Source organism: Pseudomonas sp. c313 (genome assembly GCF_055407145.1).
Map to the genome: position 1 here is coordinate 58,347 of NZ_JBUZRD010000008.1, position 12,530 is coordinate 70,876.

Annotated in this window: 16 protein-coding genes and 1 pseudogene; 12 read left to right on the forward strand and 5 right to left on the reverse strand. The window is 59.7% G+C overall.

The genetic code is table 11. From position 1 onward, the window contains the following. Positions 1–24 precede the first annotated feature (24 nt). Complete coding sequence (locus ACZRKZ_RS20280; protein ID WP_463982549.1) at positions 25–648, forward strand: TetR/AcrR family transcriptional regulator; 624 nt, start codon at positions 25–27, stop codon at positions 646–648. 145 nt (positions 649–793) lie between these two features. On the opposite strand, the gene ACZRKZ_RS20285 is transcribed toward ACZRKZ_RS20280, so the two are convergent. From ACZRKZ_RS20285 to ACZRKZ_RS20295, 3 genes are all read right to left on the reverse strand, one after another. Continuing rightward, positions 794–1,618 (reverse strand): phasin family protein, encoded by an 825-nt coding sequence (locus ACZRKZ_RS20285; protein WP_463982550.1) that lies wholly within the window; start codon positions 1,616–1,618, stop codon positions 794–796. 12 nt (positions 1,619–1,630) lie between these two features. Further along, positions 1,631–2,053, reverse strand: coding sequence for a phasin family protein (locus ACZRKZ_RS20290; RefSeq protein ID WP_463982551.1), 423 nt, complete (start codon positions 2,051–2,053; stop codon positions 1,631–1,633). A gap of 150 nt (positions 2,054–2,203) precedes the next feature. Beyond that, positions 2,204–2,479, reverse strand: a complete 276-nt coding sequence (locus ACZRKZ_RS20295) for a polyhydroxyalkanoic acid system family protein (protein ID WP_463969007.1) — start codon at positions 2,477–2,479, stop codon at positions 2,204–2,206. 144 nt (positions 2,480–2,623) lie between these two features. Between ACZRKZ_RS20295 and ubiE the strand changes: the two genes are divergently transcribed. The 11 genes and pseudogenes from ubiE to ACZRKZ_RS20350 all read left to right on the forward strand — a co-directional run bounded on the left by ubiE (position 2,624) and on the right by ACZRKZ_RS20350 (position 10,722). Then, on the forward strand, positions 2,624–3,394 hold the full coding sequence (gene ubiE / locus ACZRKZ_RS20300; RefSeq protein ID WP_133101302.1) for a bifunctional demethylmenaquinone methyltransferase/2-methoxy-6-polyprenyl-1,4-benzoquinol methylase UbiE: 771 nt from the start codon (positions 2,624–2,626) through the stop codon (positions 3,392–3,394). After that, positions 3,394–4,017 carry a ubiquinone biosynthesis accessory factor UbiJ gene (locus ACZRKZ_RS20305; protein ID WP_149411271.1) on the forward strand — a complete coding sequence of 208 codons (624 nt, stop codon included), beginning with the start codon at positions 3,394–3,396 and terminating at the stop codon, positions 4,015–4,017. The genes ubiE and ACZRKZ_RS20305 overlap by 1 nt, the downstream gene beginning before the upstream one ends. Then, positions 4,014–5,618: a ubiquinone biosynthesis regulatory protein kinase UbiB gene (gene ubiB / locus ACZRKZ_RS20310; protein ID WP_463982552.1), complete on the forward strand. Its 1,605-nt coding sequence runs from the start codon at positions 4,014–4,016 to the stop codon at positions 5,616–5,618. Before ACZRKZ_RS20305 ends, ubiB begins: the two co-directional genes overlap by 4 nt. 64 nt (positions 5,619–5,682) lie before the next feature. Further along, a complete protein-coding gene (gene hisI, locus ACZRKZ_RS20315) occupies positions 5,683–6,075 on the forward strand; it encodes a phosphoribosyl-AMP cyclohydrolase (RefSeq protein ID WP_133101299.1) in 393 nt (130 codons plus the stop codon). Positions 6,076–6,077: 2 nt separating this feature from the next. Beyond that, entirely contained in the window at positions 6,078–6,410 is a 333-nt protein-coding gene (locus ACZRKZ_RS20320; protein WP_463969005.1) for a phosphoribosyl-ATP diphosphatase, read from the forward strand. A 27-nt stretch (positions 6,411–6,437) separates the two neighbouring features. After that, complete coding sequence (locus ACZRKZ_RS20325) at positions 6,438–6,716, forward strand: twin-arginine translocase TatA/TatE family subunit (protein WP_463969004.1); 279 nt, start codon at positions 6,438–6,440, stop codon at positions 6,714–6,716. A gap of 10 nt (positions 6,717–6,726) precedes the next feature. Continuing rightward, the gene (gene tatB, locus ACZRKZ_RS20330; protein ID WP_463982553.1) at positions 6,727–7,176 is read left to right on the forward strand and encodes a Sec-independent protein translocase protein TatB; all 450 of its coding nucleotides are present in this window, start codon (positions 6,727–6,729) and stop codon (positions 7,174–7,176) included. Then, positions 7,173–7,979 (forward strand): twin-arginine translocase subunit TatC, encoded by an 807-nt coding sequence (tatC, locus tag ACZRKZ_RS20335; protein ID WP_149493974.1) that lies wholly within the window; start codon positions 7,173–7,175, stop codon positions 7,977–7,979. The genes tatB and tatC overlap by 4 nt, the downstream gene beginning before the upstream one ends. Next, positions 7,976–8,683, forward strand: a complete 708-nt coding sequence (locus ACZRKZ_RS20340; protein WP_463982554.1) for a 16S rRNA (uracil(1498)-N(3))-methyltransferase — start codon at positions 7,976–7,978, stop codon at positions 8,681–8,683. The genes tatC and ACZRKZ_RS20340 overlap by 4 nt, the downstream gene beginning before the upstream one ends. A 122-nt stretch (positions 8,684–8,805) precedes the next feature. Beyond that, positions 8,806–9,816, forward strand: a pseudogene (locus ACZRKZ_RS20345) (methyl-accepting chemotaxis protein); the annotation flags it as partial. 201 nt (positions 9,817–10,017) lie between these two features. Further along, positions 10,018–10,722, forward strand: a complete 705-nt coding sequence (locus tag ACZRKZ_RS20350) for a methyl-accepting chemotaxis protein (protein ID WP_463982635.1) — start codon at positions 10,018–10,020, stop codon at positions 10,720–10,722. A gap of 110 nt (positions 10,723–10,832) precedes the next feature. Here ACZRKZ_RS20350 and ACZRKZ_RS20355 read toward each other — a convergent pair whose 3' ends face one another. Together ACZRKZ_RS20355 and ACZRKZ_RS20360 are read right to left on the reverse strand one after the other, a co-directional pair. Next, positions 10,833–11,567, reverse strand: coding sequence for an amino acid ABC transporter ATP-binding protein (locus tag ACZRKZ_RS20355; RefSeq protein WP_149411280.1), 735 nt, complete (start codon positions 11,565–11,567; stop codon positions 10,833–10,835). Then, a complete protein-coding gene (locus ACZRKZ_RS20360) occupies positions 11,560–12,519 on the reverse strand; it encodes an amino acid ABC transporter permease (RefSeq protein ID WP_463982555.1) in 960 nt (319 codons plus the stop codon). Before ACZRKZ_RS20360 ends, ACZRKZ_RS20355 begins: the two co-directional genes overlap by 8 nt. Positions 12,520–12,530 lie beyond the last annotated feature (11 nt).

Consider the following 12,530-nt stretch of genomic DNA (forward strand, 5'->3'; position numbering starts at 1 on the left):
TCACCGATTACTTAAGAAGACTGGATGAAAACCCGCGACCGTATCCTTGAATGTGCCTTGCTGTTGTTCAACCACAAGGGCGAGCCGAACGTATCGACCATGGAGGTGGCCAATGAAATGGGGATCAGCCCCGGTAACCTCTACTACCACTTCCACGGCAAGGAGCCCTTGGTGCTCGGCTTGTTTGAGCGTTTTCAGGGTGAGTTGGCACCCCTGCTCGATCCGCCGCCGGATGTGCAACTGGCCGCTGAGGATTACTGGTTGTTCCTGCACCTGATCGTGGAGCGCATGGCCCACTACCGGTTTCTGTTCCAAGACCTGTCGAACCTGGCCGGGCGCTTGCCGAAACTGGCCAAGGGCATCCGTAACCTGCTGAATGCGTTGAAACGAACGCTGGCCTCGCTGTTGGCGCGACTCAAGACCGAGGGGCAATTGGTCAGCGATACCCAGGCGTTGGGGCAACTGGTGGAGCAGATCACCATGACCCTGCTGTTTTCCCTGGACTACCAGCGGATTCTCGACCGCGAAGGTGAGGTGCGGGTGGTGGTGTACCAGATCATGATGCTGGTGGCGCCACATCTTCTGCTGCCGGCACGGCTGGCGACAGAGCGGTTGGCACTGCACTACCTGGATGAAGCGGATCTGTGAAAAAGCGCCGGCCAAATGTGGGAGCCGGGCTTGCCCGCGATGCAGTCACCTCGCTAACACAGTCAGACCGAGGTAATGCTATCGCGGGCAAGCCCGGCTCCTACAGGCCTTTGCAGGCCGGGCGTTTTTGCGTGTCCCGTGAAAATCAGGACTGACTGGTAGGCGTCGGGGTTACCGAAGTTGCAGTCGGGGTAGCAGCGGTCTGCGTCGGCGCGGTGGCCGAGTTGGTCGCGGGTGCCGGGGTTGCGGGTTTGGCCGCAATGACTGGCTTTGGAGCGGCTGGCTTCTTGGCTACGGCAGGTTTCTTCGCTGCGGCTGGTTTTGCAGCAGCTTTAGCCGCGACAGGTTTAGCAGCAGGCTTGGACGCTGCGGTTTTGGCCACTGGCTTGGCAGCAGGTTTAGCCGCTGTTTTTGCTGGTGCCTTGGCCGCTGGTTTGGCGGCGGCCTTGACCAACGGTTTGGCCGGGCTTTTCGCTGTTGGTTTGGCGGCAGCGGTTTTAGCGGCAGGCTTGGCAGCAGGTTTTGCCGCTGCGGTTTTCGCCGCCACTGGAGCCACTTTGGCGCCTGTGAGTTTTTCGATTTGCTTGGTCAAGGTATCGACCTTGCTGTGCAGCGCCTTCACTTCATTGCGGCTGGGTACGCCCAGTCGCGAAATGGCACTGTTCAGACGCTTGTCGAAAGCGCCTTCCAACTCATCCCACTTGCCCAATGCCTGGTTTTTAACCGCATTGATGCGAGACTTGGCAGAACCTGCAGTTGCCTTTGCTGCATCTACTTGTTTACCCACTGTGCTCTTGGTCAACTTCTCGGCTTTCTCGCCGTCTTTAACCAAGGTCTCGAAGTATTTACCGCCGTCACTGCTGACCTTCGAGTACACGCCTAAACCAGCAAGCCAGATCTTGCGGGAGTATTTTTCGACTTCCCCAATCCACGAGCTGCCTTCTTTCTCAGTATTCTTTTTACCAGCCATCCCGTTATCTCCTTAATGTTTACGCGCGACACGTTCGAGCAATGCCGTCAGCTCATCGAGCTTAGCAGAGACTGTCTCCACGTCATGTTTAGACGCAATGCCGATCCGATTCAAGGCACTTGCAACACGAGCATCAAAAGCCTTCTCGACTTTATCCAGCTGCACTTCGACACGACCTTTGACGCTGAAGACATTGCTCTTGACTTGATCAATCTGACTGTTGGCCGCATCAAGTTGCTCAATCGCAACTTTTTTGCCTTTGCTTTCAACATGTTGACCAGTCTTGATGAGTTCTTTGAAGTACTCGCTGCCCTCACTGCCAACCTTGGCATAAGCCCCCAAGCCGGCCAGCCAGATCTTGCGGGCATAGGTTTTAACGTCGCTTAGGGCGTTAGTCGAAGCGTCGTTTTTTTTCTTCAAAATAACTTTGGCCATGGTGCACCTCACGCATAAAAGGGTGGAGGAACTGCCCACAGGAGTTGAGGGCTTGGGCACAAAGTAGGCAGAAAAATTAGAATCGGCACCCTAAGAACAATACTAAAGCGCTTATAGCCACAGTCATCAACTGCGGCTACACGTCGTGAATCAGGCCAGCGCCTTATCCAGTGCCTTCTCGATTTCAGACTTGATAGTGCCACTCATGGCCGACATCAACAGGCCCAGTTCAACCTCAATCCTGAGGGAATCTTCAGCCACTTTCACGGTGCCTTTGACGCCGGAGCGCTTGAGGTTCAGCGTGTCGCCGGACCAGGACGGCTCCAGGCCATATTGTTCCTTGAGTTTGTGCGCCAACTTGTCAGCCTTTTCTCGGGCAGCTTCCTTACCGAGAGTGTGGGCACGCTCAACCTGTATACGGGCCATTTGAATGACTCCTCCTTATAGAGACTTATTGACCACCCATGCGGCAAAAGGTCTCGGTGGCCACCTATCTTACCTTCACCCTTGCCAAGACAAAGCATGCCTTGGGGATTAGAATGTCCCGCATTCTCTTTTGGTGACAGCGATATGACTGATCAGCGCAAAGGCAGCGATGCCGAACCCACCACTCACTTCGGTTTCAAGAACGTCCCGGAAAGCCAGAAAGCGGAAAAAGTCGCTGAGGTGTTCCACTCCGTGGCCGCCAAGTACGACCTGATGAACGACGTGCTGTCCGGCGGCATGCATCGCCTGTGGAAGCGCTTCACCATCGAACTGTCCGGCGTACGCACCGGCAACCGCGTGCTGGACATCGCCGGCGGCACAGGCGATCTGGCGGCAAAGTTTTCCAAACTGGTTGGCCCTACTGGCCAAGTGGTATTGGCCGACATCAACGGCTCGATGCTCAAGGTGGGGCGCGATCGCCTGCTGGATAAAGGCGTGGCCGGCAATGTCGAGTTCGTCCAGGCCGACGCTGAAAAGCTGCCGTTCCCCGACAACCACTTCGACTGCGTGACCATCGCCTTCGGCCTGCGTAACGTCACCCACAAGGAAGACGCCCTGCGCTCCATGCTGCGGGTGCTCAAGCCCGGCGGCCGCCTGTTGGTGCTGGAGTTCTCCAAGCCCACCAACGCGCTGATGTCCAAGGTCTACGACACCTACTCGTTCGCCTTCATGCCGTTGATGGGCAAGCTGATCACCAATGACGCCGAGAGTTACCGCTACCTGGCCGAATCGATCCGCATGCACCCCAACCAGGAAACCCTGAAGTCGATGATGGTAGAAGCCGGTTTCGACCGCGTGACCTACCACAACATGACTTCTGGCATCGTCGCCCTGCACCGCGGCATCAAGCCCTGATGCTGTTCACAGGCCTTCTCGCTAGCGTCGAACACGGCCTCAACCGTGTCCTGCGCCTGGACAGCACCGCCCTGGCGCGACTGGCGCACTTGAACGGCAAGATCATTGCCGTCGACTGCACAAGCCCCGCCTTGCAGCTGTTTATCCTGCCCAGCGATGAAGGCCTGCTGCTGGCATCCCATTGGGCCGCCGATTCCGACTGCACCCTGCGCGCCCCTGCTTCCAGCCTGCTGCGCCTGGCGTTGAGCCGGGACAAGACAGCGATCCTCCACGGCCCTGACGTTGAGCTTGAGGGCGATAGCGCGGTGCTGATGGACCTGGCCGCCGTGCTGCAAGACCTGGAACTGGATTGGGAATACGAGCTGTCCCGCTGGGTCGGCCCGGTGGCCACGCAACTGATCAGTGGCCACCTGCGCAGCCGCACGCGCTGGTATCAGCAGGGCTTTGCCAGCCTGAACCAGAACCTCGCCGAATACCTGAGCGAAGAATCGCGCACCCTGGTCGGACAACGGGAAGCCGAAGCGCGCTTTCGTGAACTCGATCAGGCCAAACTCGACCTGGAACGTCTTGAGGCGCGCTTCGAGCGCCTGAGCCAATCCCTTGATTCAAGCGATAACGCATGAAGCTGCTCGCCGTCCGCCGTTTGTTTCGTATCCAGCGCGTCGTAATCCGCTACCGCCTCGATGACCTGCTGTTCGCCCTGCCTCTGCCGTGGTTCCTGCTGGCGGTGCGTTATGTGCTGCCGTGGCGCTGGTTCCCACGCAAGACCCTTACACTTACCCGTGGCGCCCGCCTGCGCCTGGCGTTGCAGGACCTGGGCCCGATCTTCATCAAGTTCGGACAGATCCTGTCCACCCGCCGCGACCTGCTGCCCGAAGACATCGCCGACGAACTGATGTTATTGCAGGACCGCGTACCGCCATTTGATTCGCAGGTGGCGGTGAAACTGATCGAAGAACAGTTGGGCAAGAAGATCAGCGAAGTGTTCAGCCGTTTCGACATTGAGCCACTGGCTTCCGCCTCGGTGGCCCAGGTTCATGCCGCGCAGCTCAAAAGCGGTGAAGAAGTGGTGGTCAAGGTGATCCGCCCCGGCCTCAAGCCGATCATCGGCCAGGACCTGGCGTGGCTGTTCATTCTCGCCCGCGCCGCCGAGCACTTCTCTGCCGATGCACGCCTGCTGCACCCGGTGGACGTGGTCCAGGACTACGAAAAAACCATCTACGACGAACTCGACCTGCTGCGCGAAGCCGCCAACGCCAGCCAGCTCAAGCGCAACTTCGAAGGCTCACAGCTGTTGTACGTGCCGCAAGTGTATTGGGACTGGTGCCGGCCGAAAGTGCTGGTGATGGAACGCATCTACGGGATTCAGGTCACCGACCTGGCCACCCTGGCCGACCAGCGCACCGACATGAAAATGCTTGCCGAGCGCGGTGTGGAAATCTTCTTCACCCAGGTGTTCCGCGACAGCTTTTTCCACGCCGACATGCACCCCGGCAACATCTTCGTCAGTACCGTGAACCCGTGGAGCCCGCAGTACATTGCGATCGACTGCGGCATCGTCGGCAGCCTGACCCCGGAAGACCAGGATTACCTGGCCCGCAACCTGTTCGCCTTCTTCAAGCGCGACTACCGCCGTGTGGCGCAACTGCATATCGACTCGGGCTGGGTGCCGGCGGAAACCAAACTCAACGAATTCGAAGCGGCGATCCGCACCGTCTGCGAGCCGATCTTCGAAAAACCGTTAAAAGATATTTCTTTCGGCCAGGTGCTGATGCGCCTGTTCCAGACTGCCCGGCGCTTCAATATGGAAGTGCAACCGCAGTTGGTGCTGCTGCAGAAAACCCTGCTGAACATCGAAGGCCTGGGCCGCCAGCTGTACCCGGACCTGGACCTGTGGAACACCGCCCAGCCGTTCCTGGAGCGCTGGATGCGCGAGCGGGTCAGCCCGAAAACCCTGCTGGGCAACCTGCAAAGCCAGGTCGAACAGCTGCCGCACCTGGCCAACATGACCCGCGATTTGCTGGAGCGCATGTCCCAGCCCCACGCCAAGGACTCGGCGGCGCCGTGGCACAAACGCAAGGACGACTGGCTCCTGCGCCTGCTGGGTGCCGGGCACCTGGCCGGTGGCGCAGTGCTGGCTGCCGGCGGTCCATTGAATGAACTGGGGCATTGGCCGGCTGGCATCATGGTCGCCGTGGGTGTGTATCTGATCGTGCGTCGATAGCCAGTCCGGTTATACACTGTTGCAAATTGCCGAGGCTGACAGCGCCCGGTTGTCGGAGTCGAAGATGAAAGACTGGCTGGACGAAATCAAATGGGACAGTGACGGCCTGGTGCCGGCCATTGCCCAGGACTACAAGACCGGGCGCGTACTGATGATGGCCTGGATGAACCGCGAGGCCCTGAGCCTGACTGCCGCCGAGCAGCGTGCCATTTACTGGTCACGTTCCCGTGGCAAACTGTGGCGCAAGGGTGAAGAGTCCGGGCACGTGCAAACCCTGCACGAGATGCGCATCGACTGCGACGCCGACGTGGTAATCCTCAAGGTCGAGCAGATCGGCGACATCGCCTGTCACACCGGCCGTCATAGCTGCTTCTACCGTGTGTTTGAAAACGGCGAGTGGAAGACCGTCGAGCCCGTGCTCAAAGACCCGCACGCTATCTATTCGGCAGGACACTGAACATGACCGATACACTCAACCGTCTGGCCCAGGTGCTGGAAGACCGCAAAGGCGCGGCTGCTGACAGTTCCTACGTTGCCAGCCTGTATCACAAGGGTCTGAACAAGATTCTCGAAAAGCTCGGCGAAGAATCCGTCGAGACGATTATTGCTGCCAAGGACGCCCAGATCAGCGGCGATTACAGCGATGTAATCTACGAAACCGCCGACCTGTGGTTCCATAGCCTGGTGATGCTCGCCCAACTGGGGCAGCATCCGCAGGCCGTGCTTGATGAACTGGACCGTCGCTTCGGCTTGTCCGGACACGCCGAAAAGGCTTCGCGCCCGTCCACCTGAATAACTTTTTGACCGAGGAATTGCAGCATGGGCATTTTTGACTGGAAACACTGGATCGTCATTCTTGTGGTCGTTGTGCTGGTGTTCGGCACCAAGAAACTGAAAAACCTGGGCACCGATGTCGGCGAATCCATCAAGGGCTTTCGCAAGGCCATGAACGACGACGAAAAGCCGGCCGACCCCGCCGCCAACCCGGTCCCACCGGCGCAGCCTGTTCACCCACAGGCCACTCAGCCGATCACTGAACGTCGCACCTTCGATGTCCAGGCAGAGAAAGTCGAAGAGCCGATCCGCAAAGACTCGTGAGCACTGACTAATGTTTGGTATCAGCTTCTCTGAACTGCTGCTCGTCGGCCTCATCGCCCTGTTGGTGCTTGGGCCTGAACGCCTGCCCGGCGCCGCGCGTACGGCCGGCCTGTGGATCGGGCGCCTGAAACGCAGTTTCAACGCCATCAAACAGGAAGTTGAACGGGAAATAGGCGCCGACGAAATTCGCCGGCAACTGCACAACGAACACATTCTGTCTTTGGAGCAGGAAGCGCGGAAAATTCTCGCGCCGCAACAGCAGGCGGCTACCCCGGTTGAGCCTGTCGCCGAGCAGAGCATCGCGCCGCCAGTCGCGCCAGTATCGACACCCGTAGTCGATGCCGTGCCCGTCGTGGAACTCTCGCCCGCTGCTCCAGCCGTTGCCCCGACAGAACCTGCGCCGACGCCTGCCGCGTCGCCCGCTCCCCACGACCCTACATTGCCGCCGCGAGCCCCATGAGCGCTGATAAACCGGAAAACGACCAGCACATGCCGCTGGTCTCGCACCTCACCGAGCTGCGCACCCGCCTGCTGCGTTGTGTCGCGGCGATCTTCGTGATCTTTGCCGGGCTGTTTGCCTTTACCCAGCAGATCTACACCTTCGTCTCGACGCCGCTGCGCGATTACCTGCCGGTGGGCGCGACCATGATCGCCACCGACGTGTCTTCGCCGTTCCTCACGCCGTTGAAGCTAACGATGATGGTCTCGCTGTTTTTGGCGATCCCGGTGATCCTGCACCAGATCTGGGGCTTTATCGCGCCGGGCCTGTACAAGCATGAAAAGCGCATCGCGGTACCGCTGTTGGTGTCCAGCATCATGCTGTTCTACACCGGCATGGCCTTCGCCTACTTCCTGGTGTTCCCGCTGATCTTCAAGTTCTTCGCCGCTGCCACCCCGGCCGGGGTGGAGATGATGACCGACATCACCAGCTACCTCGACTTTGTGATGACGTTGTTCTTCGCCTTTGGCGTGGCCTTCGAGATCCCGGTGGCTGTGGTGCTGCTGGTGTGGATCGGCGTGGTCGACGTCAAATACCTGCGCAAGATCCGCCCGTACGTGATCATCGGCTGCTTCGTAGTCGGCATGATCCTGACACCGCCGGACATCTTCTCGCAAACCTTGCTGGCCGTACCGATGTGGATGCTGTTTGAAATCGGCATCCTGTTTGCCAGCCTGGTGAGTAAACGCGGCGAGCATCCGGACGATCAACCCGCCGACGCCGACCAAGGCCCGGACGACCAGCCGCCAGCGACCCAGCCGTGAACCTGCTGCTGCTTGAGGAGGCCGATTTTATCGCGGCCGACCGTGTGATCCTGCGTGATCGGCGCCTGGTGCACATGCAGGAAGTCCACCGCGCTGCGGTGGGCGACAGCCTGCGGGTCGGGCGCATTGGTGGGTTGATGGGCAGTGCCGAGCTGCTGCGCCTGGAAGCCCATGAAGCGGAACTGCAAGTCACCCTCGATCAGCCGCCACCGGCCAAACTGCCACTGACCCTGCTGCTGGCCTTGCCGCGCCCAAAAATGCTCCGTCGGGTGCTGCAAACCGTAGCGTCCATGGGCGTGCCACGGGTGGTATTGGTCAACAGTTACAGGGTAGAAAAGAGCTTCTGGCAGACGCCATTCCTGGAACCGGAAGCGGTCCGCCAGCAACTGATACTCGGCCTGGAACAGGCACGAGATACTGTGCTGCCTGAGATCATCATCGAAAAACGCTTCAAGCCCTTCGTCGAAGACCGCTTGCCCGCCTTGGCGCAAGACACCCTCGGCCTGGTTGGCCACCCCGGCGACTATCCACCCTGCCCTCGTGGGCTGGATGAGCCGGTGACCTTGGCCATCGGCCCGGAAGGTGGCTGGATTCCTTATGAAGTGGACTTGCTGGCCAAGGCAGGGTTGCAGCCGGTGCAGTTGGGTGCGCGAATTTTGCGGGTTGAAACCGCCGTCACCGCTCTGCTCGCACGCCTGTTCTGACCCCGCAACCTCACTGTTACAACTAAGCCCGCTCGCCACAAAACCTTCTCACCTCCAGAATTCGCATTGCGAGCCGATACGCTCTGAATAAATCCAAGCCTTGTTCTAGGGGAGTTCACAGCATGTACCGTTGGTTAGCCGAGAAATTGGGGAATGTAAGCGTCAATCGCAAGCTGAGCGTAGGCTTTGGCCTGGTGCTGATCCTGACGTTATTGATCACCTTTACCGGCTGGACTGGACTGAGTGGTGTGATCAGCCGCGGTGACAAGCTGGGGTTTATTTCCAGCCTCAATGAGCTGACCAAGGACCTGCGCCTGGCGCGCGTGGACTATGAAATGCACCGTGGCGAACAAGGCCCAGAGGCGGTCAATGATTTTTTGGGCCGGCTGGAAACAGGGCTGAAGACCGCCCGTACAATGATCGAACAGCCTGCCGATATCGCCATGATCGATGAGCAGTTGGCGGCAGTAGACCAGTACAAGCGCTCGTTCATCACCATGACCCAAGCCGGCGCCAACCGCGAAAATGCGCGCAGCAAACTCGGCGATACCGCCGACAATGCCGTGGTCAAGGTCGGCGAAGTCGAGAAGACGCTGCTGCAAGGCGACAGCGCTACCGTGTTCAACAGCGTGGTCGACCTGAGCAAACTGATCCAACAGGCGCGCTTTCAGGTACGCGGCTACACCTACAGCGGCAAGCTTGAAGCGCAACAGCCCGCCCTGGATGCCATCGACAACGCGCTGAAACAGATCACCCTCCTCAACGGCCAGTTGCCGGAGCAATACCAGGCCAACCTGCAGCAGGCCAGCGTTTCGCTACAAGCCTACCGCGCCGCCGTCAGCCAGTATCGCGACTCTCAGGGGGCCAGTACTGCAGCAGTGAAAACCATGGCCGAGCAAGGCGATATCCTGCTGGACCGCAGTAAAAAACTGACCATCTCGCAAACTGTAGTCCGCGACACCGATGCCGCGCAGGCCAAGCAACTGCTGCTGTTCGCTACAGCCCTGGCCTTGATCTGCGGCCTGGTGGCCGCCTGGGCCATCACCCGGCAGATCGTCATCCCGCTGAGCCAGACGCTGAAAGTCGCCGAACGCGTCGCAGCTGGCGACCTGACCCACAACCTGATTTCAGAACGACAGGACGAACTGGGCCAACTGCAACGGGCCATGCAAAACATGACCGTCGGCCTGCGTGAACTGATCGGCGGCATCAGCGACGGCGTCACCCAGATCGCCAGCGCAGCCGAGGAACTGTCCGCCGTCACCGAACAGACGAGCGCCGGAGTCAACAGCCAAAAGGTCGAGACCGACCAGGTGGCCACCGCCATGAACGAAATGGCAGCCACTGTGCAGGAAGTCGCGCGCAACGCCGAGCAAGCCTCAGAAGCGGCCGTTGCCGCTGACCAGCAGGCTCGCGAAGGCGACAAGGTGGTCGGCGAAGCCATCACCCAGATCGAGCGCTTGGCCCGCGAAGTCGGCAACTCTACCGACGCCATGGGCCACCTCAAGCGCGAAAGCGACAAGATCGGCAGTGTGCTGGACGTGATCAAGTCCGTGGCCCAGCAAACCAATCTGCTGGCTCTCAACGCGGCCATCGAAGCCGCCCGCGCCGGGGAAGCTGGACGTGGCTTTGCGGTGGTCGCCGATGAGGTACGCAGCCTGGCCCAACGCACCCAGAAGTCCACCGAAGAAATCGAAGAGCTGATCGTAGGCCTGCAAAGCGGCACACAGCAGGTGGCGACCATCATGGACAATAGCCGCAGCCTTACCGACAGTAGCGTCGAGCTGACCCGTCGGGCTGGCAATGCCCTGGAAAACATCACCCGCACGGTCTCGACCATCCAGGCGATGAACCAGCAGATTGCCACTGCCGCCGAGCAACAAAGCGCGGTCGCCGAAGAGATCAACCGCAGCGTGCTGAACGTACGCGACGTCTCCGAACAAACCTCGGCGGCCAGCGAAGAAACTGCTGCGTCCAGTGCCGAATTGGCGCGCCTTGGGGTTTACCTGCAAACCCTGGTAGGCCGCTTCCGGATCTGACCGTCCCCAGCGGCGGCCAATCATGGCCGTCGCACTTTGTGAATTCAAGGTATGAACCGGCAGACCCACATCCAGATCGCTCCCACGCAGAGCATGGGAACGATCATCGTCTACAAGACCTGGCGCAAAAACGCCTGGGCCCGCGGGTCCTTGGGCGCATCGAAGAATTGCGCCGGAGCGGCATCCTCCAGCAACTTCCCATGATCGAAAAACAACACCCGATCCGCCACTTCCCGGGCAAAGCCCATTTCGTGGGTCACACAGACCATCGTCATGCCTTCCAGGGCCAGGGTCTTCATGACATCCAGCACTTCGCCGACCATTTCCGGGTCCAGCGCCGAGGTGGGTTCGTCAAACAGCATTACCTTGGGTTCCATGGCCAGCGCCCGGGCAATTGCCACGCGCTGCTGCTGACCACCGGAAAGCCGCGACGGGAACTCGTTGGCTTTCTGGGCAATACCGACCTTTTCCAGCAACGCCAAGGCTTTGGCCTCGCGCTCCTTTTTGCCACGCTTGCGCACGACTTTCTGCGCCAGGCACAGGTTTTCCAAAACAGTCATGTGGGGAAACAAATTGAAGTGCTGGAACACCATGCCGACTTCACGCCGGTAGGCGTTCACATCGGTCTTCGGGTCGGCCAGTTGCAGGCCGTCGATGCTGACCGAACCAGAATCGAACTCTTCCAGGCCGTTGAGGCAACGCAGAAACGTCGACTTGCCAGAGCCGGACGGGCCGATCACCACCAACACTTCGCCCTTGGCCACTTGGGTGGTGACGTTATCCACCGCGCGGACTACGTGCCCACGAGAGTCAAAAACTTTTACCAGATCGCGGACTTCAATCACTTTGCGCGAGCCTCCGCTCAAGCCGGCTGGCGACTTTCGACAGCGGCAGGTTGATCAGCAGGTACAGGCCTGCGACGCAGAACAGGATTTCAAACGGCGAGAACGAGGTGGTGATCACTTCGCGACCACTCTTGAGCAGTTCGGTGATAGCGATCACCGACACCAGGGACGTGTCCTTGACCAGGCTGATAAATTGCCCGGCCAGGGGCGGCAGCACGCGTTTGAAGGCTTGCGGCAACACCACATGGCGCATCGATTGGCCAGCGCTCAAGCCCAGGGAACGGGCAGCTTCGCCCTGGCCACGGGCAATCGACTGCACCCCGGCGCGAACGATTTCCGCCACATAGGCGCCAGTAAACAGCGACAAGGCGGCGATACCGGCAAATTCCCGGGACAGGTTGAGCACCGTGCCAATAAAGAAGTAGAAAATGAAGATCTGCACCAATAGCGGCGTACCGCGCACCAGTTCGACGTAGATCGTCGACAGATCCCGCAAGGTCGGGTTGTTCGACAGCCGGCACAAACCGGTCGCCAGGCCAATGGCCAGGCCCAGAATGCCTGACACCAGCGACAGCCACAGAGTGGTCCACAAGCCCCACATCAGCGGGCCCAGCGCCCAATGCCGAGTCACGCCGATCACATCGCCCTCGGCCACATCATCGCCGCGGGCCACTTGCACACTGTTATCCGCAACAGTGAGATGTTGCTCGTCACCGGCGCCATTGCGCAGGGTCACTTCGGCAGTATCGCCTTTGCGCACCAGTTCAACGACTGTGGAAATATCTGCCGCTCGCTGGGATTCCTCGGCCTGGTAGGCGAAGTATTGCGGCACGCGGTTCCAGCGCCATTCGTAGGACATCAGCGAGGTGGCGTAGTACAACGCCCCAGCCAGGCCGACCAGAACCAGCATTGTCAGCAGGTGCCAGGGCCATTGGGCTTTTTTCTGTTTCATTGCTCAACATC

Excerpts from the sequence above, each read along its gene's own strand:
- tatB (WP_463982553.1), top strand. The coding sequence starts at position 6,727 with ATGTTTGGTATCAGCTTCTCTGAACTGCTGCTCGTCGGCCTCATCGCC.
- ACZRKZ_RS20280 (WP_463982549.1), top strand. The coding sequence starts at position 25 with ATGAAAACCCGCGACCGTATCCTTGAATGTGCCTTGCTGTTGTTCAAC.
- ACZRKZ_RS20360 (WP_463982555.1), bottom strand. The coding sequence starts at position 12,519 with ATGAAACAGAAAAAAGCCCAATGGCCCTGGCACCTGCTGACAATGCTG.
- ACZRKZ_RS20290 (WP_463982551.1), bottom strand. The coding sequence starts at position 2,053 with ATGGCCAAAGTTATTTTGAAGAAAAAAAACGACGCTTCGACTAACGCC.
- ACZRKZ_RS20325 (WP_463969004.1), top strand. The coding sequence starts at position 6,438 with ATGGGCATTTTTGACTGGAAACACTGGATCGTCATTCTTGTGGTCGTT.
- ACZRKZ_RS20305 (WP_149411271.1), top strand. The coding sequence starts at position 3,394 with ATGCTGTTCACAGGCCTTCTCGCTAGCGTCGAACACGGCCTCAACCGT.
- ubiB (WP_463982552.1), top strand. The coding sequence starts at position 4,014 with ATGAAGCTGCTCGCCGTCCGCCGTTTGTTTCGTATCCAGCGCGTCGTA.
- tatC (WP_149493974.1), top strand. The coding sequence starts at position 7,173 with ATGAGCGCTGATAAACCGGAAAACGACCAGCACATGCCGCTGGTCTCG.
- ACZRKZ_RS20285 (WP_463982550.1), bottom strand. The coding sequence starts at position 1,618 with ATGGCTGGTAAAAAGAATACTGAGAAAGAAGGCAGCTCGTGGATTGGG.
- ACZRKZ_RS20320 (WP_463969005.1), top strand. The coding sequence starts at position 6,078 with ATGACCGATACACTCAACCGTCTGGCCCAGGTGCTGGAAGACCGCAAA.
- hisI (WP_133101299.1), top strand. The coding sequence starts at position 5,683 with ATGAAAGACTGGCTGGACGAAATCAAATGGGACAGTGACGGCCTGGTG.
- ACZRKZ_RS20350 (WP_463982635.1), top strand. The coding sequence starts at position 10,018 with ATGGCAGCCACTGTGCAGGAAGTCGCGCGCAACGCCGAGCAAGCCTCA.
- ubiE (WP_133101302.1), top strand. The coding sequence starts at position 2,624 with ATGACTGATCAGCGCAAAGGCAGCGATGCCGAACCCACCACTCACTTC.
- ACZRKZ_RS20295 (WP_463969007.1), bottom strand. The coding sequence starts at position 2,479 with ATGGCCCGTATACAGGTTGAGCGTGCCCACACTCTCGGTAAGGAAGCT.